Source organism: Pelagibacterium sediminicola (genome assembly GCF_003390885.1).
Taxonomy (GTDB): domain Bacteria; phylum Pseudomonadota; class Alphaproteobacteria; order Rhizobiales; family Devosiaceae; genus Pelagibacterium; species Pelagibacterium sediminicola.
Genome location: NZ_QMEL01000004.1, coordinates 67,834 through 88,264, shown reverse-complemented (window position 1 = coordinate 88,264; position 20,431 = coordinate 67,834). Strand labels below are relative to the sequence as shown.

Annotated in this window: 21 protein-coding genes; 15 read left to right on the top strand and 6 right to left on the bottom strand. The window is 62.6% G+C overall.

Annotation, left to right across the window (positions count from 1 at the left end; all coding sequences use genetic code 11):
* Positions 1 to 242 precede the first annotated feature (242 nt).
* Complete coding sequence (locus DQG18_RS08790; protein WP_116653893.1) at positions 243 to 650, top strand: Hpt domain-containing protein; 408 nt, start codon at positions 243 to 245, stop codon at positions 648 to 650.
* 67 nt (positions 651 to 717) lie between these two features.
* Complete coding sequence (locus tag DQG18_RS08785; protein WP_116653892.1) at positions 718 to 1,038, top strand: 2Fe-2S iron-sulfur cluster-binding protein; 321 nt, start codon at positions 718 to 720, stop codon at positions 1,036 to 1,038.
* A 71-nt stretch (positions 1,039 to 1,109) separates the two neighbouring features.
* Here the strand turns inward: DQG18_RS08785 and DQG18_RS16045 are convergent, their stop codons facing one another.
* On the bottom strand, positions 1,110 to 1,265 hold the full coding sequence (locus DQG18_RS16045; RefSeq protein ID WP_157970073.1) for a hypothetical protein: 156 nt from the start codon (positions 1,263 to 1,265) through the stop codon (positions 1,110 to 1,112).
* Between the two features lie 364 nt (positions 1,266 to 1,629).
* Between DQG18_RS16045 and cysG the strand changes: the two genes are divergently transcribed.
* The 7 genes from cysG (at position 1,630) to DQG18_RS08745 (ending at position 8,658) form a co-directional block, all read left to right on the top strand.
* Entirely contained in the window at positions 1,630 to 3,024 is a 1,395-nt protein-coding gene (cysG, locus tag DQG18_RS08780) for a siroheme synthase CysG (protein WP_116653891.1), read from the top strand.
* A gap of 247 nt (positions 3,025 to 3,271) precedes the next feature.
* A complete protein-coding gene (locus DQG18_RS08775) occupies positions 3,272 to 3,580 on the top strand; it encodes a DUF2849 domain-containing protein (RefSeq protein ID WP_157970072.1) in 309 nt (102 codons plus the stop codon).
* A complete protein-coding gene (locus DQG18_RS08770; protein WP_116653889.1) occupies positions 3,567 to 5,225 on the top strand; it encodes a nitrite/sulfite reductase in 1,659 nt (552 codons plus the stop codon). The genes DQG18_RS08775 and DQG18_RS08770 overlap by 14 nt, the downstream gene beginning before the upstream one ends.
* A gap of 185 nt (positions 5,226 to 5,410) precedes the next feature.
* Positions 5,411 to 6,694 (top strand): phosphoadenylyl-sulfate reductase, encoded by a 1,284-nt coding sequence (locus DQG18_RS08760; protein ID WP_116653887.1) that lies wholly within the window; start codon positions 5,411 to 5,413, stop codon positions 6,692 to 6,694.
* A gap of 87 nt (positions 6,695 to 6,781) precedes the next feature.
* On the top strand, positions 6,782 to 7,813 hold the full coding sequence (locus DQG18_RS08755) for an NAD(P)/FAD-dependent oxidoreductase (protein WP_116653886.1): 1,032 nt from the start codon (positions 6,782 to 6,784) through the stop codon (positions 7,811 to 7,813).
* Positions 7,813 to 8,142 (top strand): 2Fe-2S iron-sulfur cluster-binding protein, encoded by a 330-nt coding sequence (locus DQG18_RS08750; protein WP_116653885.1) that lies wholly within the window; start codon positions 7,813 to 7,815, stop codon positions 8,140 to 8,142. Before DQG18_RS08755 ends, DQG18_RS08750 begins: the two co-directional genes overlap by 1 nt.
* Positions 8,143 to 8,286: 144 nt before the next feature.
* Positions 8,287 to 8,658, top strand: coding sequence for a hypothetical protein (locus DQG18_RS08745; RefSeq protein WP_116653884.1), 372 nt, complete (start codon positions 8,287 to 8,289; stop codon positions 8,656 to 8,658).
* A gap of 34 nt (positions 8,659 to 8,692) precedes the next feature.
* Here the strand turns inward: DQG18_RS08745 and DQG18_RS08740 are convergent, their stop codons facing one another.
* The 3 genes from DQG18_RS08740 to DQG18_RS08730 form a co-directional block, all read right to left on the bottom strand.
* Positions 8,693 to 9,730 carry a YcjF family protein gene (locus DQG18_RS08740; protein WP_116653883.1) on the bottom strand — a complete coding sequence of 346 codons (1,038 nt, stop codon included), beginning with the start codon at positions 9,728 to 9,730 and terminating at the stop codon, positions 8,693 to 8,695.
* Positions 9,727 to 11,184 (bottom strand): YcjX family GTP-binding protein, encoded by a 1,458-nt coding sequence (locus DQG18_RS08735; protein WP_116653882.1) that lies wholly within the window; start codon positions 11,182 to 11,184, stop codon positions 9,727 to 9,729. Before DQG18_RS08735 ends, DQG18_RS08740 begins: the two co-directional genes overlap by 4 nt.
* A gap of 230 nt (positions 11,185 to 11,414) precedes the next feature.
* On the bottom strand, positions 11,415 to 11,834 hold the full coding sequence (locus DQG18_RS08730; protein WP_116653881.1) for a flagellar assembly protein FliX: 420 nt from the start codon (positions 11,832 to 11,834) through the stop codon (positions 11,415 to 11,417).
* Between the two features lie 295 nt (positions 11,835 to 12,129).
* On the opposite strand from DQG18_RS08730, the gene DQG18_RS08725 reads away from it, so the two are divergent.
* From DQG18_RS08725 to flaF, 6 genes are all read left to right on the top strand, one after another.
* On the top strand, positions 12,130 to 13,221 hold the full coding sequence (locus DQG18_RS08725; protein WP_245958423.1) for a flagellar basal body P-ring protein FlgI: 1,092 nt from the start codon (positions 12,130 to 12,132) through the stop codon (positions 13,219 to 13,221).
* Positions 13,221 to 13,553 carry a rod-binding protein gene (locus tag DQG18_RS08720; RefSeq protein ID WP_116653879.1) on the top strand — a complete coding sequence of 111 codons (333 nt, stop codon included), beginning with the start codon at positions 13,221 to 13,223 and terminating at the stop codon, positions 13,551 to 13,553. Before DQG18_RS08725 ends, DQG18_RS08720 begins: the two co-directional genes overlap by 1 nt.
* Positions 13,550 to 14,017: a hypothetical protein gene (locus DQG18_RS08715; protein WP_116653878.1), complete on the top strand. Its 468-nt coding sequence runs from the start codon at positions 13,550 to 13,552 to the stop codon at positions 14,015 to 14,017. The genes DQG18_RS08720 and DQG18_RS08715 overlap by 4 nt, the downstream gene beginning before the upstream one ends.
* A gap of 628 nt (positions 14,018 to 14,645) precedes the next feature.
* Positions 14,646 to 16,181 carry a flagellin N-terminal helical domain-containing protein gene (locus tag DQG18_RS08710; protein ID WP_198669716.1) on the top strand — a complete coding sequence of 512 codons (1,536 nt, stop codon included), beginning with the start codon at positions 14,646 to 14,648 and terminating at the stop codon, positions 16,179 to 16,181.
* Positions 16,182 to 16,200: 19 nt separating this feature from the next.
* Complete coding sequence (gene flbT, locus DQG18_RS08705; RefSeq protein WP_116653876.1) at positions 16,201 to 16,629, top strand: flagellar biosynthesis repressor FlbT; 429 nt, start codon at positions 16,201 to 16,203, stop codon at positions 16,627 to 16,629.
* Positions 16,577 to 16,954: a flagellar biosynthesis regulator FlaF gene (gene flaF, locus DQG18_RS08700; protein WP_116653875.1), complete on the top strand. Its 378-nt coding sequence runs from the start codon at positions 16,577 to 16,579 to the stop codon at positions 16,952 to 16,954. The genes flbT and flaF overlap by 53 nt, the downstream gene beginning before the upstream one ends.
* Before the next feature lie 124 nt (positions 16,955 to 17,078).
* Here flaF and DQG18_RS08695 read toward each other — a convergent pair whose 3' ends face one another.
* Entirely contained in the window at positions 17,079 to 18,581 is a 1,503-nt protein-coding gene (locus DQG18_RS08695; RefSeq protein ID WP_116653874.1) for a flagellin N-terminal helical domain-containing protein, read from the bottom strand.
* Between the two features lie 14 nt (positions 18,582 to 18,595).
* Complete coding sequence (gene flgK / locus DQG18_RS08690) at positions 18,596 to 20,428, bottom strand: flagellar hook-associated protein FlgK (RefSeq protein WP_116653873.1); 1,833 nt, start codon at positions 20,426 to 20,428, stop codon at positions 18,596 to 18,598.
* Positions 20,429 to 20,431: the final 3 nt, after the last annotated feature.

The following is a 20,431-nucleotide window of genomic DNA, read 5'->3' as shown; positions in this document are numbered from 1 at the left end:
AAAGTCCCCCGCAAGGGGGGAGGTGCTGGCCTTGCGCGTCGGGAGACAACAAGGAAAAGGAAGCACCCTCCCCTTGATGGGGAGGGTTGGGGAGGGGTGGAGCCGCATATGCAGATCTAGATGCGATAGCCCTGACCTAACAGCCGCCCTAAGGGAAACGGCGGATTTTCCGCGATGGATTAAGGGTTTATTCGCTTTCCCCGGTGCAGGATCGGCGCCTGTTGCCGGGAGGCTTTTGACCAATGGCAAGCGTGAGTTCATTGCCGGTTACCGAACCGGGGCGTCCGCAGAGTACGGTGCGCCCGATCGATCTCGTTCATCTGGCGCGCCAGACGCTGGGCGACGATGCGCTCAAGATCGAGGTGCTGCGGCTCTTCAACCAGCAGATCGTGCTTTATTTCGACCGGGTGCGCGCGGCGGTGGACCCGCATGAAATCAGCATGGGCCTTCATACGCTCAAAGGCGCGGCGCAGGGGGTCGGGGCATTCGTGCTGGCTGAAACCGTCCGCGCCGCCGAACGGGATTATACGGCCACCCAACGGCTCGATGAGGAAACGCTCGATGATATCGCCATGGCGGTCAACGAGGTCGAGGCGTATGTGAGCGCGCTGATCGAAACGGCGGACGCAGCCGAGGCAATGAGGCAATAGGCCGCTTGCCCCTCTTGGCCACGGTCCCTATATCGGGGTGGTATTTCCCTGCCAGAGACCTCACCTCATGCCTCTCATCACCTTCATCGAACCTGACGGCACGCGCCGCGAGATCGAAGCCGAAAACGGCTCGACATTGATGGAAACGGCGATCCGCAATGGTGTGCGGGGGATCGTTGCCGAATGCGGCGGCGCGTGCACATGCGCGACGTGCCATGTCTATGTCGAAGACGAATGGTTCGGCACGACCGGTGGGGCGTCGCCGATGGAAGAGGACATGCTCGATTTCGCGTTCGATGTGCGCGAGACGAGCAGGCTTTCCTGCCAGATCAGGATCAGGGACGAACTGGACGGGCTGGTGGTCAACGTGCCCAGCCGTCAGGGCTAGGTCGTTTCAGTTTTTGATGAAAAACGAAATGCCGGATGGTTGGGACCAGAGCAAAGCCGCCGCCACGGGTGTTACGCCGTAACGTCCTGTTCTCTTTGCTGGCGCAGGGCGCGCAGGTGGGCGGTCTTCTTCTCGCGGGCGGCTCTTTCGGCATGAAGGATTTCGCGCGCGATGCGGTCGGTGCGCTCGTGCCGGTTTTCAGGCCTTCCCGAATCTCTCGTGCTCATTGCTGGCTCTCCTTACGACGTTGGACTCTCGTCCCATATGGGGATTTTTCTTTTAAATTCAAGGATCAAGCGGAAGGGGCAGGATTCGGGCCTTCGGCGTGCCCGTTTCGGACGCGGCTCCGCCCCACGTTTTTCGTCCGTGCCGCCAAGCGAAATTATTTTCTGTCTCGCGCATGGCGCCGGAGCGGGCGTTGCGCGGCTCAAAGCGCGAGGGAAATAACTCACCTTCGGGCTGTTACGCGCTTGCCGGGATTGCTGAAAAGCCTTATTTTCCAGTGTGTTTGGTAGGTCACGTTACCTTTTAGACGGGCCGCCAGTTCAAGAAAAATCTAATTGACTTGATCATGCCAGGAGAGATCTCACCGTGGCACGGCTGAACACATTTCCGGTTTCGGTGAAGGTGGCGGGGCGCCGGATCGTCATCGTGGGTGGCGACGAGGAAGCCTTGGCCAAGGCGCGGCTGGCGGCAAAGACGAGCGCAGAGGTCGTGGTGTTCGCGCCCGAGGTCGAGGCGGATTTTTCCGGGCTGGACGTGTCGGTGGTCGAGCGCGTCGCGCAGGCGGCGGATTTCGCCGGTGCGGCGCTGGCGTTCATCGCCGATCACGGGCCCGAGGGACAGCGGGCGCTGGAGATGGCGCGGGCGGCGGGGGTGCCGGTCAACGAGGTGGATGTCCCTGAAAACTGCGATTTCTTTACCCCGGCCATCATCGACCGGGCGCCAATTTCCATCGCCATTTCCTCGGAAGGCGATGCGCCGGTGCTGGCGCGGCTGGTCCGGGCGCGGATCGAGGCGATGCTGTCGCCAGGGCTCGGCGCGCTGGCGCGGCTGGCTGGCGCGATGCGCGAAAAGGCTGCACAGCGGCTTTCCGACGGGGTGGCGCGGCGGCGGTATTACGAGGCGCTGGTGACGTCTCCGGCCATCGAGAACGCGCTGGACGCCGGGCAGGGCGCGGCGGCTGCCGATGCGCTGCTCGATGCCCATGCCGGGGCAGAGCCGGGCAGGGGCATGGTCTGGCTGATCGGGGCGGGGCCGGGCGCCGAGGACCTGTTGACGCTGCGCGCCCAGCGGCTTTTGCAGGAAGCGGATGTGATCGTCCACGACCAGCTCGTGCCTTCGGGCGTCGTCGAGATGGGACGGCGGGACGCGGAGCGGATTTCCGTCGGCAAGGCCAAAGGCCACCATTCCTTTTCGCAGGCCCAGATCAATGCGCTGCTCGTGCGGCTGGCGCGTGAGGGCAAGAAGGTCGCGCGGCTCAAATCGGGCGATCCGATGGTGTTCGGGCGCGCGGGCCAGGAAATCGCGGCGCTGCGCAAGGCGGGGGTCGAGCATGGAATCGTCCCCGGGATCACCTCGGCGCTGGCGGCGGCGGCCGATACGGCGACGCCGGTGACGTTGCGCAAGGTTTCCTCGGGTTTCGTCTTTGCCACCGCGCACGGTGCGGACAATGAGGACCTCGCGCACTGGGCTTCGCTCGCCGGTTCGGGGCTGACGCTGGGGCTTTACATGGGCAAGTCGATTGCGTCCAGGGTCGTCCGGCAACTGCTGGCGCACGGGCTTTCGCGATCGGTGCCGGTGGGGGTCGTGGTCAATGCCGGGCGGGCGGAGAAGGCGCTTTACGCCGGGACCGTGGGGGGATTGGCGGCGGGTGAGATCGATTTTGTGGATGGGCCGGCGATCATTTTCGTTGGCGATGCGGTGGCGCATGGCGACTGGGCGCGGGCGGAGGTGTTCGCGGCTCGGGAATGGAAGGTGGCGTGATGGGTTTTCCGGTTTGCAGCATATATCGCATCACCCCTCCCCATCAAGGCAGGGCTATCGCATATGAATCTGCGCTTGTGGCTTCACCCCTCCCCAACCCTCCCCATCAAGGGGAGGGTGCTTCCTTTTCCTTGTTGTCTCCCTACGCACAAGGCCAGCACCTCCCCCCTTGTGGGGGAGGATGGGAGGGGGGATCGGCGCAGCCGAACCACCTCGTTGCTCAATAGACGAAAGACGACGAAGCAACATGTCGAAAATTCTCACGGGAAACGAACTGCTCTCCGGCGCGGCCGTCTATCTCGACGGGCATGGACGCTGGATCGAGGAGTTGCAATCGGCGCGGGTGTTTGGCGCGGACGAGGGCGGGGCGCTGGAGGCGGCGGTGGGAGCAAGCAAGGCGACCGGACGCATCGTTTCGGTTGAAACCGAGGACGTCGAAATGCGGGGCGGGGCGATCTATCCGTTGCGGGTCCGCGAGCGCATCCGCGCCGAAGGGCCGTCGGCTCCGCGCGTGGGGCGTCAACATCTGGCCGAGGACGAACATGTATCGATATGACGAATTCGACGCCGCGTTCGTTTCCGAGCGCGTGCAGCAGTTTTCAGATCAGGTGCGCCGGCGCATCGCGGGGGAGTTGACTGAGGACCAGTTCCGGCCCCTGCGGCTGATGAACGGGCTTTATCTGCAACTGCATGCCTATATGCTGCGCATCGCCATTCCCTACGGTACGCTGGCGGCGCGGCAATTGCGGATGCTGGCGCATGTGGCGCGCACATATGACCGGGGTTACGGGCATTTCACGACCCGGCAGAACATGCAGTTCCACTGGCCCAAACTGCGCGACGTTCCCGCCATCCTCGCGGACCTCGCGAGCGTCGAGATGCACTCGATCCAGACCTCGGGCAATTGCGTGCGCAATGTCACCGTGGATCAATTCGCGGGTGCTGCCGCCGATGAGATCATCGATCCGCGTCCGGTTGCCGAGATCATCCGGCAATGGTCGAGCCTGCATCCCGAATTCATCTATCTCCCGCGCAAATTCAAGATCGCCATGACCGGCGCGCCCAACGACCGGGCGGCGGTGAAATTCCATGACATCGGGCTGATGGCGCAGACCAACGGGTCGGGCGAGGTCGGCTGGGCCGTCTATGTCGGGGGCGGGCTGGGGCGGACGCCGATGGTCGCCAAGCTGATCAACGGTTTCGTGCCGCACGAGCACTTGCTGGCCTATCTCGAGGCCATCCTGCGCGTCTACAACCGCTACGGGCGGCGCGACAACAAGTTCAAGGCGCGCATCAAGATCCTGGTCCACGAGGAAGGGCTCGAAAACATCAAGGGACAGGTGGAAGAGGAGTTCGCCCAGATGCGCGGCGGCATTCTTACGCTGCCCGAGGAAGAACTGGAGCGCATAAACGCCTATTTCGCCCTGCCCGCCTATGAGGATCACGGGGTGGTGAACATTGATATAGGGCGGGAAAAAATCCTCGATCCGGCCTATGGGCGGTTTCTGGAGAACAACACGTTTCCGCACGCGCGGCAGGGCTATACCTCGATCACCGTTTCGTTGAAGCCCATTGGCGGCGTGCCGGGGGATATCACCGCCGACCAGATGGACGCGGTGGCCGAGCTTGCCGAGGCCTATTCGTTCAGCGAGATCAGAGTGACCCACGAGCAGAACGTGGTGCTGCCCCATGTGGCGCTCACTGACCTCAGGGCCGTCTATGACGGACTTGTCGAGGCGGGGCTGGCGGATGGCAATGTGGGCGAGATCACCGACATGATTACCTGCCCGGGGCTCGATTACTGCGCGCTGGCCAATGCGCGCTCGATCCCCATCGCGCAGGACATCGCGCACCGGTTCGCGGCACCCGAGCGGAGCCGGGAGATCGGCAAGCTCAAGATCAAGATTTCCGGCTGCATCAATGCCTGCGGGCATCATCATGTGGGCCATATCGGCATTCTCGGTGTCGAGAAGAAAGGCACCGAGCTTTACCAGATTACCGTGGGGGGCGATGGAACCGAGGACGCGGCGGTGGGCAGGATTCTGGGGCCGGGCTTCGTGGCGGCGGACGTGCCGGATGCGATCGAAAAGCTGGTGGATGCCTATATCGAAAAGCGCGAGAGCCCGGATGAGACGTTCATCGCCGCCTATCGCCGGTTGGGCGATGCGCCGTTCAAGGAGGCGCTTTATGGGAATGGATAGTGCGGTGGGGGTGGTTGGCATCGCTGGCCCCCTCATCCGAGCTTTCGCTTACGCGAAAGCCCACCTTCTCCCTCAAGGGGAGAAGGGAAACCGGGGCTCCTCGGCCCTTGAGCCCCCCTCTCCCCTTGTGGGAGAGGGGTTGGGGGTGAGGGGTGCCTTGCTCCGAGTTGAGAAGGAGCTTTCCAATGTCAGCCGCTAGCCCAATGGTTGCAGCCGAACCCAGGCACGACAAGCTCCGCCAGCTCGGGATCGTCGCGCTCAACGGCATGTATGGCGAGATGGACGCCGAGGGCGTGTTGCGGCAGGCGGTGGAGGAGTTGCTGGCTGGCGATATCGCCATGGTCTCCTCGTTTGGGGCGGATTCGGCGGTGTTGCTGCATCTGGTCTCGAAGGTCGATCCGTCGCTGCCGGTCTATTTTCTTGAAACGGGCAAGCATTTCCCTGAAACGCTCGATTATGTGGAAACGCTCAAGACCAGGCTGGGCTTGTGCAATGTGGTAACCCTGCGCCCCGACCCGTCCGATCTTGCAAAGTTCGACCCCGATGGCACGCTATGGGAGACCGATCCCGACAGTTGCTGCCATATCCGCAAGACCGAGCCGCTCGAGAATGTCCTTGCCGGTTTTGGCGGATGGGTGACCGGCCGGAAGCGGTTCCAGACCGCCGAGCGGGGCGTGCTGCCCCATTTCGAACTGACGAGCGACGATCGCATCAAGGTCAACCCGCTGGCCTATTTTTCCAATGCCGATATCGAAGCCTATAAGGCCGAGCACGATCTGCCGCAGCATCCGCTTTATGGCGAGGGGTACAAATCCATCGGCTGCGCGCCGTGCACGAGTGCCGTCGCCGAGGGCGAGGACCCGCGTGCGGGGCGCTGGCGGGGGCTCAACAAGAAGGAATGCGGCATTCATTTCGATTTCAACGGGAGCATCGCCAAGCCGGTGAGCCAGTCCCAGCTCACCCTGTTCAGGGACGGGGAGTTCAGGACCGATCCCTGGCGGGGCTGGAGCGAGGGAGACGTTGCATCCGAGGCGCGCTACACCCATGTACCGGTCAGCGTGTTTCTCGAACAGCGCGAAGCGTTTCTTGCCAGCTCCCACCCGATCGGGCTGCAGGTCGACCCCGGCGACAGGGTCGAGGACATTGCCGGCGATCTGGCGCGGTTTTCCTCGATCGCGATCAATTTCCCGGCATTTGTCGACGGGCGTGGCTATTCGAGTGCACGGCTGCTGCGCGAGCGCTATGGATATGAGGGCGAATTACGGGCGGTGGGCGATGTGCTGACCGACCAGATTCCCTTCATGCGCCGGTGTGGGATCAACGCGCTGGTCGTCACCAGCGCCGCAACGCGCAAGGCCCTGGAGGCCGACGCACTGGCCGAGGTGCGCCTTTATTATCAGCCGGTCGGCACGGCCCGCGAGATACCGGTCGGAACCCGGCCCTTCCTGCGGCGCAACGCCCGTCCATGAGCACGGCGGCCCGGTGCTATACTTGAGCGGCTGCGTCCGGTATAGCACGCCCGGCCCACCAGAATTACGCCTTTAAGGACCATTTGCATGAGCGGAAATGAAATTGTCACGGATGTCATCATCATCGGCGCCGGCCCCGTGGGGCTGTTTGCAGTGTTCGAACTGGGGCTGGTGGACCTCAAATGCCATGTGATCGACATTCTCGACCGTCCGGGCGGGCAGTGCGCCGAGCTTTATCCCGAAAAGCCGATCTACGACATTCCGGGCTTCCCCGAGATTTCGGGGCAGGGGCTGACCGACAATCTGATGAAACAGATCGCGCCATTCGGGGCGGAGTTCCACTATTCGCAGATGGTCACCAATGTCGAAAGGCTCGACGACGGCAGTTTTCGCGTGACGACGGACGCGGAGGAAACCTTCGTTGCCAAGGTGATCGTGGTGGCCGCGGGCGGTGGCTCGTTCCAGCCCAAACGCCCGCCGGTGCCGGGCATCGAGGCGTTCGAGGGCAAGTCGGTGTTCTATGCAGTACGCAAGATGGACGAATTCCGTGATCATGACATCGTGATCGTGGGGGGCGGGGATTCCGCGCTCGACTGGACGCTGAGCCTTCAGCCGCTGGCGCGATCGCTGACGCTGGTGCACCGGCGCGACGAGTTCCGGGGCCATGCCGACAGCGTCAACAAGATGCGGGCGCTGGTGGCTGACGGGAAGATCAATTTCATCACCGGACAGCTTGCGCGCCTAGAAGGGGAGGATGGGCAACTCAGCGAGGTGCTCCTCAAGACGGCGGGCGGGGAGATCGGCGTGCCGGCCACCCGGCTGCTGCCATTCTTCGGGCTGACCATGAAACTGGGGCCGGTGGCCGACTGGGGGCTGGACCTGCACGACAATAGCCTCGTCAAGGTCGATACCGAAAAGTTCGAAACCAGCGAGCCGGGCATATTTGCCATCGGTGACATCAACTGGTATCCGGGCAAGCTCAAGCTCATCTTGTCGGGGTTCCACGAAAGTGCGCTGATGGCGCAGGCCGCCAAGCGCATCGTGCATCCCAACGAGAGAGTCGTCTTCCAATACACCACATCCTCAACCAAATTGCAGAAAAAGCTCGGGGTCGTCTGATGCGGATTATCGTCACGGACCAGAATGGCGTGGTCCATGAACTCGAGGCGCTGGAGGGATGGCGCGTGATGGAGGTGATCCGCGACTGGGGCCTCAACATCAGGGCAGAGTGCGGGGGATCGTGCGCGTGCGCGACCTGTCACATCTTCGTCGATGCCGAATGGCAGGACCGGCTCAATCCGCCGACCGACGAGGAAGAGGACATGCTCGATACGCTTCCCGACGTCGAGACGAACTCGCGGCTTTCGTGCCAGATCCTGATGAGTGAGGACCTCGACGGGCTCAAACTGACCCTTGCGGAATCCGCCCGGCAGGAAGAGGCGGCCTGAGCGCATTTCTGAAGAATAGATAAAATCCCTTCCGACTGCCCCGAAAATGCCCAATCTGTGGCGGCAACCGCCGGGGGAGACGAGAGTTATCCGCTCAGCACGATGGCGTGCTGATGCAATAATTCTCGTTCAAGGGAGAATATCATGTTCAAGAAAACGCTCGTTGCCCCAATCGCTCTCGCTTTCGGTCTCACGCTGACCGGTGCGGCCGCCGCTCAGGTCATGGTTGGCGATCAGGAGGTGTCGGATGCCGATCTGGCTGCTGTTCAGGAGCATTGCGATGCTCTGGAGCTTGCCGCCTCCACGGCTCCGACCGGTGAAGCACCTACCGTCGATATCAACTCCGATCCGACACTTGGCGTGGAACTGGCAAGTATCACGCTTCAGCAGTGTGTCGATGCCGGTCTGATTGAAGGCCCCGTTCCCGGGCTGACGCCCAATGCCAGCGATGGGGACAGTTCCGACGACATGAGCGCCGATGACGGCACCGGAGATCCCAACGAGGATACCGAATAGTTGATCCTTCTACACTCGGGGAAGGTGGGCAGGGTCATCGTCCCTGCCCGTTTTGTTTTGTGTCGAGGTCGAGGCGAGTCAACTCGGGAATGAAATCGGCAACGACAGGGGATTTCAGAACCGCGAAGGGCAGGGGCCGCACGACGCGGATGGCGGCGATGCCCACGCGCACGGTCATGAGGCCGTTGACGACGCCCTCGCCCAGACGGGCGGACAGTTTGGTCGCAAGGCCCTGTCCCACCAGTTGCTCGACGACGCCATCGGTGAGGATCAGCCCGCCTGTGACGGCGAGGTGGGCAAGGATGGCGGAGATGAGCCGCATGAAGCCGAAAAGGCCCGGGCGGGCGCCGTAAAGATCGGCAAGATTGCGGGCCAGCCGGAAACTTTCAAAGATCACGAACGCGATATCGATCAGCGCGCGCGGCGAGACGGCGGTGACCAGCGCGACGCGGCGGGCGCTGGCGGCGGTGAGCGCGCGGGCGCGAGCATCGAGCGGGGCCATCAGCGCGCGCTCGGTGACGCGAACCAGTTCGGCCCCATCGAGGATGGACCGGGTGTCCGTTTCAAGCCCGGAGCGGGCGCGGGCGAGGTCGGCACGCCGGGCGTAGATAGACAGCAGTTCGTCGGTGATCTTTCGGGCTTGCGGGAGATTGTCGCCGGTGATGGCCAGCGCGGCGCGGTCGCGCAGATTGTCGAGGGTGCGCAGGCGCAAAAGGCCCAGGACCTCGCGGGCGACCAGCACGACGAGCGCGAGGACGAAAAGCCCCAGCACACCGAGTCCCGCCCACCCCAGCCATTCATAGCGCGCAAACAGGTCCCGGATGAGCCGCTCGGCGGCGAGTGCCAGCCCGAGCGAAACCAGCGTGCCTCCGGCCCAGAGCGCCAGGCCGCGCCAGAAGCGGCCCTTGCGTTTGGGTTCTGGCACGACGGAGGCCGCTTCCATCTCCTCGGCGGTGAGCGAGAACACATCGGCGTGCGGGACGGCAGCCTCGCTCTCGAAGGCGCGCGGGGTGCGGGCGGACGTGGTTTCGGCCCGCTCGTCTTGCGTGGGAATGGCGCGGGGTTCTCTCATTGCATCCGGTCCCCGATCAGGTAATCGAGCGCGCGGTCGAGCCGGATATGGGGCAGAACCGGATCGCCCGTTTCGGAACGCGGAAGGTCAGCGGGCGGCAGAAAGCGCAGGAAATTGAGTTGAGGCGTTGATTCAACTGTCTTGAAAAGTGATTCCGGATTCTCCGGCAAGTCTCCGGGAAACAAGGCGATTTCGGTTTTTCCGTCATAGGTTGTGTCACCAAGCTGCTGTCCTGCCTCGGGGGTGCCGATGATCGTGTCGAGCGTATCACCATTGTCCCTGACCGTGCCCTCGCGCGTGGCGCGGACGGCGGCGATGGCGAGCGAGCGGGTTTCGGTGCCCGCGAATTTGGCGCGGCGGGCGGCGTTCGCCACGAGCCGGTTGAGGATGGCTTCAAGGCGCGGGTGGGAGGTGTGGTGCAAAAGATCCGCCTTGGTGGCGGCGAACAGGATCTTGTCGATGCGGCGGGTGAAAAGGCGTGAAATGGGGTTGGAAGCGCCCTGCCGGAAGCAGGCGAGCACCGAGGTGAGCGCGGTTTCGAGATCGGCAACCGCCTCGGGCCCGGCATTGAGCGCGCGCAGAGCATCGACGAGGACGATCTGGCGGTCGAGACGCGCGAAATGATCGCGAAAGAACGGGCGGACGACGATGTTCTTGTAAGCCTCGAAGCGCCGTTCGAGCATGGCATGAAGGCTCGATGAGCGCGGGGTGCTGTCCGGCGGGGGAAGCGGAGCGAAGGTGAGCGCGGGAGAGCCTTCGAGATCGCCGGGCATCAGGAACCGGCCCGGCGGCAGCGTCGAGAGGGCCCGGCCATCGGCCTTGCTTTGGCGCAGATAGTGCGTAAAGGCGGCGGCAAGGGCTTCGGCGGCGGCATCGGTCGCCTCGGCGGATGCATCGGTGGCCGCGACCAGATCGAGGAAAGGCTTTGCCTCGCTGGCGCGGGCGGGACGCCCGGCCAGCGCCAGGGCTTCCTTGCTCCATTGGGCGTAGCTCTGGGTAAGGAGAGGCAGGTCGAGCAGCCATTCGCCGGGATAGTCGACGATATCGAGATTGAGCGTCGACATGCCGAACCGGCTCCAGAGCCAGTTGTTGGACTGATAGCGCAGGGTCAGGCGCAGTTGCGAGATGCGGCGCGTGCTTTCGGGCCAGTGCGGCGGTGTACCGGTGAGCGCGGCAAGGTGCGCTTCGTAGGCAAAACGGGGCGTCGCGTTGTCGGGGTGCTCGGCGAGTTTCGCCCCGATCAGCCGCCCCTCGGCCATGGGCGCAAAACCGGGCAGGCGCGCGCCGGTGAGAAGATTATGGATCAGCGCGGTGATGAAGATGGTCTTGCCCGCGCGGGAAAGCCCGGTGACGCCGATGCGCAGGGTCGGAGCAACTGTGCCGGTCGCGGCATCGGCGAGATTGGTGAGGGTGATGCCCAACTCGTCGGTGATGGTGGTCGGCAGATTGGCCACGGGCGCTGCTCTCCAGATTGAGGCCAGAAGGTAGGGCGCGCGGGGGGCAATGTGAAGAGGGGGCGGTTCGGGTTGCCTGGCTTGGAGAAGGGTTGGATCGTTTCAGGTTCTGATGGAAACGATCCAACCCGCCAAAATATCAATGTGGCGATTTCGCAGCGATCTCCAAAGAGGCAGGGGTTGAGGGAGGGGCAAGGTCATAAGCGCAGGCCATATGCGATAGTACCAGATCACAGCGGAGGATATTTGCCCAGCTTTGCCAGTTCGACCCGGACGCGCAACTCGATATCGGCCACCAATGCATCGAGCCCCGGTTCGGTTGCCGATTTTGCCTGCGTCAGCAGCGCAATCGCCCGATTGAGTCGCCCCTCGCTGATCCGCCCGGCCAGAAGATCGGCCTGAATCTCCTCAAGAGCGTCGAGCAGGAGGTTGGCGCGCCGGATGGCCTTGCGCCGACCGGTTGTCGCATCGTCCACCGATTGCAGCGCCAGAAGCGCATCGATGCCGGTGGATGCGGCAACGGACGATGTCTGGGCCGCACGCGGCTGCGCGTCGGGCGTTTCGGGACGGAACACTTCCCCACCGCGCGAGGTGCTGCTCGCGCTTCGCCCCGTACCGGGAATGATCCGTCCTGTCCCGTCTATGCGCATCGTTGCCTGGAGGGCTCCGGCCCAAGGTTAATGGTTTGCTAACCGGCAGATTTTGCCCATGCCCGTTAATTTTATCTTAACACCCGGCAAACCCTGCCGGGCAGGCCGCCCCGTAACCATGCCATTCCTACAATAAAACAATATATTCCAATACCTTAAATCGCCTGCACGAAATTGGCACGCTTTTCGCTATTTCCCTCTCGAATACCTGCACGCCCGCCTGGGGAGGCGGCGCGCAGGGGCCGGGAATCGGGGAATAACGATGAAGCTCAGAGTTTTGAGATCAGCAATCGCCATGCTCGCCGCCTTCGCGATGAGCGTGGCGCCAGTTGTGCCGGTCCACGCCGCGCCGGCGCGGATCAAGGATATCGTCGACGTCGAGGGCATCCGCGACAACCAGCTTGTCGGCTACGGTCTGGTCGTAGGACTCAACGGCACGGGCGACGGGCTCAACAACTCGCCCTTCACCCGCCAAAGCCTTGTTGCCATGCTCGAGCGCATGGGGGTCAACACGCGCGGCGAGAATTTGCGCACCGCCAACGTCGCCGCCGTCATGGTCACCGCCAACCTGCCCGCCTTTTCAACCCAGGGCAGCCGGATCGACGTTTCGGTTTCCGCGCTTGGCGATTCCACGAGTCTCCAGGGCGGCACATTGCTCGTCACCCCCCTGCTGGGCGCCGATGGCGAGGTCTATGCCATTGCGCAGGGCCCCGTTGTCATCAACGGTTTCATGGCGCAGGGCGATGCCGCGACCGTCGTCTCGGGCGTGCCTACCACCGGCACCATATCGTCTGGCGCGCTCATCGAACGCGAGATCAATTTTTCGCTCGGCGCGCAGCACTCCCTGCGCCTCTCGCTCAAGAACCCGGACCTGACGACTTCGCGCCGCATCGCGCTGGCGGTCAACAACCTCATTGGCCTGCCGGTCGCCATCCCGGCCGATCCTGCCACCGTCCGCCTCACCCTGCCGCACAATTTCAACGGCAATATCGTCGACCTTCTGACCGATATCGAGCAGCTTGTCGTGCAGACCGATCAGGCCGCGCGCATCGTCATCAACGAGAATTCCGGCATCATCGTCATCGGCAACGACGTTCGCGTCTCGACCGTCGCCATCGCCCATTCCAACCTGACGATCACCGTTTCCGAGAACCCCACCATCGTCCAGCCCGAGCCGTTCAGCTTCGGGGAGACCGCCGTCGAGCCACGCACGCAGATCGACGTGATGGCCGACGAAACCCAGCTTGCCATCGTCCCGGAATCGATCTCGCTCCAGCAGCTCGTCGACGGGCTGAATACGCTGGGCATCAGCCCGCGCGACCTCATCGCGATCCTCCAGGCCATCAAGGCGTCCGGCGCGTTGCAGGCGGAAATCGAGGTCATCTGATGTCGCTTTCGATCCTCCAGACTTCACTGCTCCCGGCCGGCGCCGACAAGCCGGTCGATCACCTTAGAGAAAAAGCCGTCGAACTCGAAGGCGTGTTTCTTAACACCCTCGTCTCCGAAATGTTCAAGGGGCTCGAAACCGACTCCATGTTCGGGGGTGGCCACGCCGAGGAAACCTGGCGCGGCATGATGGCCGAGCAATATGCGGACCTCATGGCCAGATCGGGCGGCATCGGCATCGCCGACCAGATGGTCGCGGCCCTTCTCGAGCAGCAGCAGACAACCTCCGCGCCGATCGATCGCGCGAGTGCCATAGGAGCCTACCAACGATGACAGCCGCCGAACGCCTGGCCGCACTCGAAGATCTGGACACCGCAACGATCTGCGACCGCGCCCAGACTGCCCTGGATGCACTGGTCGAGATCATGAACCGCGAAACGACGCTATTGCGCGCGGGGCATATGCGCGAGGCGGGCGAGTTGACCGCCGACAAGACAAAGCTGGCGCAGGATTACGTTGCCATCGCCCGCGCCGTGCAGCGCGTTGCCCCCCGCCTCAAGGCCGAAGCCCCCGAGCGCGTCGAGGTGCTGCGCCGGGGCCACGAGGCCCTCGCCACCCAGATGGCGGAAAACCTGCGCGTGCTCGCCACGGCCCGCAACGTCACCGAAACGCTCCTTTCGGACGTGGCGCGGCAGGTCAATTCGGGCCAGCAGGCCAAAACCTATTCCCCCACGGGAATGCCCCCCAAGCGTTCAGACGATTCGCTCAAGGGCATTTCGATCAACAAGGCCCTGTAGGAAACGAAAGCGGCTGGACCTCACAACGCTCCAGCCTCTTTCTGTCTCATTTTAAGACAATTTTAGCGGCCATCGTAATCTGAAAGCCACCTCTCCCGGCATAACCTGCCCGGCAATATTTGCCGCCTGTGGAGGGTAGTGGTTAACGGTGGTCGGTCAGATGACATTGATGCAGGGCCCGCTCGGCGTCGCTTCCAGCGCGCGCCGCGAACCGTCGCGCCCGGCGTCCGCGACCGTCGAATCCGCCATGGAGGCGCGCAGCGCCAATGCGGATCATGCTCCCTCCCAGCCTGCTGCGCAGCCACAGGCAGAACGACAAAACCATGAGCCCGATCAGAATGTTATAGGTGAAGTCGCAGCGCAGACGCTGTTCGAGGCAAGCCGCATCGCTGCCACGCTCCCACCCGATATCGAGACGCGAACCATCCCCCCACAGGCGCCGCCTGAGCCCTGGCAGCCACCCTGGTCGTCCTTCCATCTGCGCGACCGTACAGTCTAGGCGGAAATCTTAATTCGACCTCTGAAAGTTAGAGTTTGTTAACCATTCGGTAGCACTTCTGCGTGCAATCATGGTTAACAGCTCATGAACGGGCTGATTCCGCCGAACTTGCCAAATGGGGGCCCGGTCATGTCCGACGTTACTCTTTCCAAAGCAGTACGCTCCAACCTTCTGCACCTGCAAAACACGGCCCAGATGATGGACCGCACGCAGGAGCGCCTGGCGACGGGCAAGAAGGTCAACTCGGCACTGGACAACCCGACCAACTTCTTCACCGCATCCTCGCTCAATGCCCGCGCCGCCGATATCGGCACGCTGCTGGACGCCATGAGCAACGGCATCCAAACCATCGAAGCCGCCGACAATGGCCTCACCGCCATCACCAAGACGCTGGAATCCATGCAGTCCACGCTACGCCAGGCGCGGCAGGACAACACCTTTCAGATGACGTCGTTCACTCTTCCCAAGGACGTTCCGTTCTCCGCTGGTGATCAACTCAGCTTTTCTGGCGGCAACATTGACACGCCCGCCAATGTTGCACTCACCAAACCAGCCTCAGGCAGCGCGACCATCGCTTGGTCTGCTGCCGGCTCATTGAATGACGATGGCGACACGATTTCTTTTGACGTGACGCTCGACGGCGGCGCTCCCCAGTCCATCGTCATCACGGGTGCCGACATAAGGGCAATCGGCAATGGGGACTATACCATCGACAGCGCGGAAGAATTCGCCGCACTGATCGAGGACAAGATCAGTGGCGCCACCGTTGAACTGAACGGGAACGCCATAACCATAACCTCAGACACGTTGGGCGCCAACTCGCGTGTCGATATTGGCGCGGCAACGGTCGATGACACGGCTGGTGGCGCAACCGCGACCCTGATAACCAACCTGAATTTGGGTCTGGGCGCCGCGATTGACGGCGCCCCCACAATGGGCGCTGCCGAGGGCGGTGCCAACAAAACGGTCGATGAACTCGTCAGTGAAATCAACACTCAGTTCAAGGGACAACTGCGCGCTTCCAACGACAGAGGCATGCTGCGTATCGAGAACCTTTCCACCACCCCATTGAAGGTCGGGGGGGCATCAGGCGATATCATCGACGGCTCGCCCATGAGCGAAGCCACGATTGATGGCAATACCACCCGCTCGGCGCTCGCCGATCAGTTCAATTCCCTGCGCAGCGAGCTTGACCGGCTGGCCGAAGACGCCTCCTACAATGGCGTCAACCTGCTGCGTGGCGACGATCTCAAGATCGTGTTCAACGAGATGGGTACTTCGCTCATCACCATCGAAACCAAGGACGCCCACGGCAATCCTCGTCCGATCAACTCGAACGAGATCGGCCTGCTGGAAATCAACCCCGCCGACCTTGAAACGGACGAGAAGGTCGATGAACTGCTGCACAACGTCCAGCTTGCGCTTGGCGAGGTCCGTGCCCAGGCGTCCGATCTGGGGTCTACGCTCTCGGTTGTTCAGAACCGCGAGCAGTTCACCCGTGAAATGATCAACACCCTGCAATCGGGCGCGGCCAACCTCACCCTGGCCGACAGCAACGAGGAAGCCGCCAACATGCTGGCGCTACAGACCCGGCAGCAATTGTCCCAGACGGCCCTTTCGCTCGCCAGCCAGGCCGACCAGTCCGTGCTGCGGCTGTTCGGGTAAGAACCAGCGAGGTACGGACATGGCGCTCAAGGTCGAACTCAAGCCCGGTGAAAAACTGCTTCTGGGCGCTTGTGTCGTTACCAATGGCGACCAGCGCACAAGGCTGTTTATCGAGGGGCAGGCGCCCATCCTGCGCGAAAAGGACATTCTTACGGCCGAAACGGCGGACACGCCTGCCCGCGCCATCTATCTGGCCGTCCAGATCATGTATGTGGAAGGCTCGGTCGAAAAGCTCCAGAAAAGCTATTTTGAAATGATCAACGACATGATCAAGGCGGCGCCCTCGACCCTTTCTCTGATCGATCAGATCAACAATGAAATCTTAACTGGCGATTTGTACAAAGCTCTTAAAGTCGCAAAGAAACTCATTGAGTATGAGGGGGAGCTTCTCTCAAATGCACCAGTACGGAGCACTGGCCTATCAGCAGACGGCCCGCAAGACAGCTAACCCCCGCGAAGTCGAGGCCAACCTGCTTTCCAAAAGTGCCATCCAGCTCCAGCGCATCCGTGACAATTGGGACGATGAAGCCCACGAACTCGACAAGGCACTGACTTTCAACCGAAAGCTGTGGAGCATTTTCATCCAGGCGGTTACCCGCGAGGAAAATCCACTTCCGCGGCCCATCAAGCAGAACATCGCCAACCTCGGCGTTTTCGTGATGAGCCACACCCTCACCGTTATGACCCGCCCCGCTCCTGAAAAGCTCGACGCGCTCATTCTCATCAACAGGGAAATCGCGGCGGGGCTGCGCGCCGTGCCGCAGGCGGCCTAGCTCCCCCTTCGCTGTCCCGGCGAAAGCCGGGACCCAGAATGCCCCTCCACAACTGTGGATGATGAAGCATGGCCCCCGGCTTTCGCCGGGGAAGCGAAGAGAAGAAGAAACCGGGCTCAGGCCCTCACCGCAAATAATTCACCAGCGTGAGCTGGCTCACCATCGAGGTCACCTGATAGCTGGCCTGTAAACGCGTCTGAAGCGCCAGCATCTGCATGGCGACTTCCTCGACTGGCGCGGTCTCGATGTCGGAGAGCATGGTCTTGAGCTGGGCGTCATACTGGGTGTGGCGCGCCTTGACGGTGTTGAGCGTATGCGCGGCCAGCCCCAGCTCCATCGTGATGCCTTCGATCGAGCCGGGCTTCGCATTGTTGACCTCCGACAGCCGTGCGCGCTGCAGTGCCACGAGCCCGTCATAGATCCCCGCATTGGTGTCATCGAGCGGCGTCAATTCGCTGACCGCAAACACCGCGAGGCCCTTTACCAGTTCAACGATGCCGTCCTCGTTCGCGGTTACGCCGTAATTTACCCGGGTCGATTCATCGATATTGGTTGAAACCGACAGCCGCGAGTTGCCATCCTCGGTGGCATATTGGCCCTGATACCACTGCATGGCGTCCGGGTGTGCCGTCTCCCCGCGTTTCGTGAAGAACTGGTCAGCCGCCGCATAGGTCGAGGAGGCCGTCAGCGCCGTATCGCGCAACTCGACCAGGCTGGATTTGAGGCTGTCGGAAAAATTGGCGGCGGTTTCATCCGTATCGGCACCGATAAGGAAGGTGCCCGGCGGCGGAGGATCGTCGGTCGTTGCCTTGAGCGTGATCGCCTCGGTCCGGCTGCGGTCATCGGGATAGGTCACGAGAATGGTGACCGACTGGCCCGGTTCGGGCTGCGCACCGAAATCGACAGTCACTTCGCGCGGCTGAGGGGCGTTGGGATCAAAACCCACGGTGATGGCCGGATTGGTGGAGGAGCCACCGGCCAGCTTGAAGCCCCGGTCGTGGTCTCCATCCTCGGAAACCGTTACGACATTTGCGGCGACCGTGCGGTCCAGCCTGCCTATCCCCTGCTGGGCAGGGTCATCCACATCGCCAAGATCTCCCAGATCGGCGGGATCGGCAGGATTGCCCGTCTGCCGCGCCTGGACGAAGGACACGAACCCGTTGGGCCCGTGCATGATCTCGTCAAAGCTCGCCACGGGCTTGCGGTCCGAGGCGTTGCCGCCGAAAATATACTGGCCCATGATATCGGTATTGAGCGTATCGATGACCTCGCCCAGAAGCGCCGTCGCCTGATTTTTGGCATTGGCGAGGTTGATGCCGTCCGTCCCGTAGGCCCCCGGCACCGCCAGCGCCCGCGCGTCGGCCTCGATCTCATCGAGCCGTTCCAGCCCGTTGGTATAGAACGACAGCCGCGTCTCGACCGTCTGGATATTGGCCATGAACCCCTCGATCCGGCCCAGCCGGGCACGGATGTTGAGGTCGTGGATACGGTTCGAGCCTATTTCGGCGAGACTGTTGTAGCGCTTGCCCGTCGCGAGCTGCAATTGCAGGCTCTCAAGCTGCTTTTGCATGCCGGTGATGGTCTTTATCGTCGTCGAAACCGGATAAAGCGACTTGTTTACAATCATTTCAGCCCTTCACCTCACATCCGCATCAGTGAGTCGATCAGTTCCTGAACGACCGACACGACGCGCGCGCTGGCCGAATAGGCATTCTGGAGCTGCATCAGCCGCGCCATTTCCTCATCGACGTTGACGCCATATTCCGCATGCATCCGCTGGGTGAGCGTTTCCAGTGTGAAATTGACCGCGCTGGCCTGGCTTTCGGCTCTGGCCACCACATTGCCCTGATGGTTGATCATCTGGGCGATCATCTCGTTGACCTTGCCCGAGAGGCGCACGCCGCCATCGGCGAGCGAGGTCATCTTTTCCGAGATGAACTGCATCGACTTGAGGCCATCGAGCAAAGCCTGCGGCCGCGTCGGATCGCCCAGCGAAATCCCCGCATCGTACTGCACCAGCAGCGCCGGATCATCGATCAGCGCCGGATTGACCTTGATCCGGCCCGCAAAACCCAGCTTCTGATCGGTGCCGTCGAGGCTGTTGCTGAACGGAACGCCGTGAGAATCCACGAAAAGGTTGAGCGCCGCGGCTCCGCCCTGATTGCCTCCCGCGGTCGTATAGGCGGTCATGGACGCAATGGTGGAACTGGTGCCCCCGTCATCCATGATCCGCAACACACCGCCACCCTGATCGGTGACGGTCACATCCGGACCCAGCGCCGCAGCAACAGCCGCAGTGTCCGTCAGGTCGACGCCAATCACGCGCTCGCCCCTGGCGTTCGGTGAGGGCAGCACGGAACCGTCCTCGGAATGGACCAGCCTCACCGTCTGGGTGCCCGTGGTATCCGTATATTGCAGGAGCATCGAGTTGCCGGGCCGGATACCGCTCAGATCGACCTCGAACCCGGCCGGATCGCCCGGATTGGCCGCCGGCACTTCGGTGCCCTCTGTCGTCACGGTATTGAGCGCCAGCGCCAGCCCCGCTGCGATCTCGTCGAGCTGGTCCTGCATGTTGACCAGCGTGTTGTCCCGCAGCTCCATCAGCCCGGCGATCTTGCCCGACGTCAGCAGGTTTTGCGCTCCAAGGTCGATTTCGAGCCCGGACGGTGTCCTGAGCTTGATTGCCCCCACCCCGCTTTGTGCAGGATCGGTCGAGAACAGCGAGGTGGCCGAAAGGGCGCCGCCGGACGTGAAGCTGAATTGGGAAGGCGCGACATCGAGGATGCCGACGCCGGTTTCCGTCATCAGCGCCACCGTGCCGTCCGCCCGGTAACTGACCTTGACGTCGACGTTTTCGGCGATCATCGCCACCAGCCGGTCCCGTTCGTCCATGAGCGAGAGCCGTGCCGTCTCGTCCTGGGAGAGATCGAGGATGCGGATATTGATGTCGGCCAGCGCGTTGAGATTGCGGTTGAGGTCGTTGACCGCATTGGAAATCTGGTATTCGGTCTCGCTGCGCATCTCCTGCACCGTGCCGCTCAACAGGTTGAGCTGCTCGACGAGGTGCTGGGCGTGGTTGAGTACGCCCGCGCGGGTCGTGACATCGTTCGGATTGGTCGCCAGCGCCTGCATGGCGTTCTCGAAGCTCGAATAGAGCGTGTCGAGCGAATTGGCATCCCCCGGCTTGCCGATATGCATCTGCAGCCGATCGAGAAACGAGGCGCGCGCCGAATGGAGCCCGGAATTTGACACCGCGACGAGGTGCTGCTTTTCCAGCGCCTCGTTGAACGCCCGCGTCAGTTCCGCCGTGCGCACCTGCGCACTGGTGCCATAGGCGGTTTCGGTGATGGTGAGGGACTGCCTGTGGTAACCGGGCGTGCCCTGGTTGGCCACATTGCGCGAGAGCACATCGATGCCGCGCTGGCTGGCGTTCATGCCGCCCAGTGCGTTAGAGAGCGTCGAGCTCAGTCCCATTTT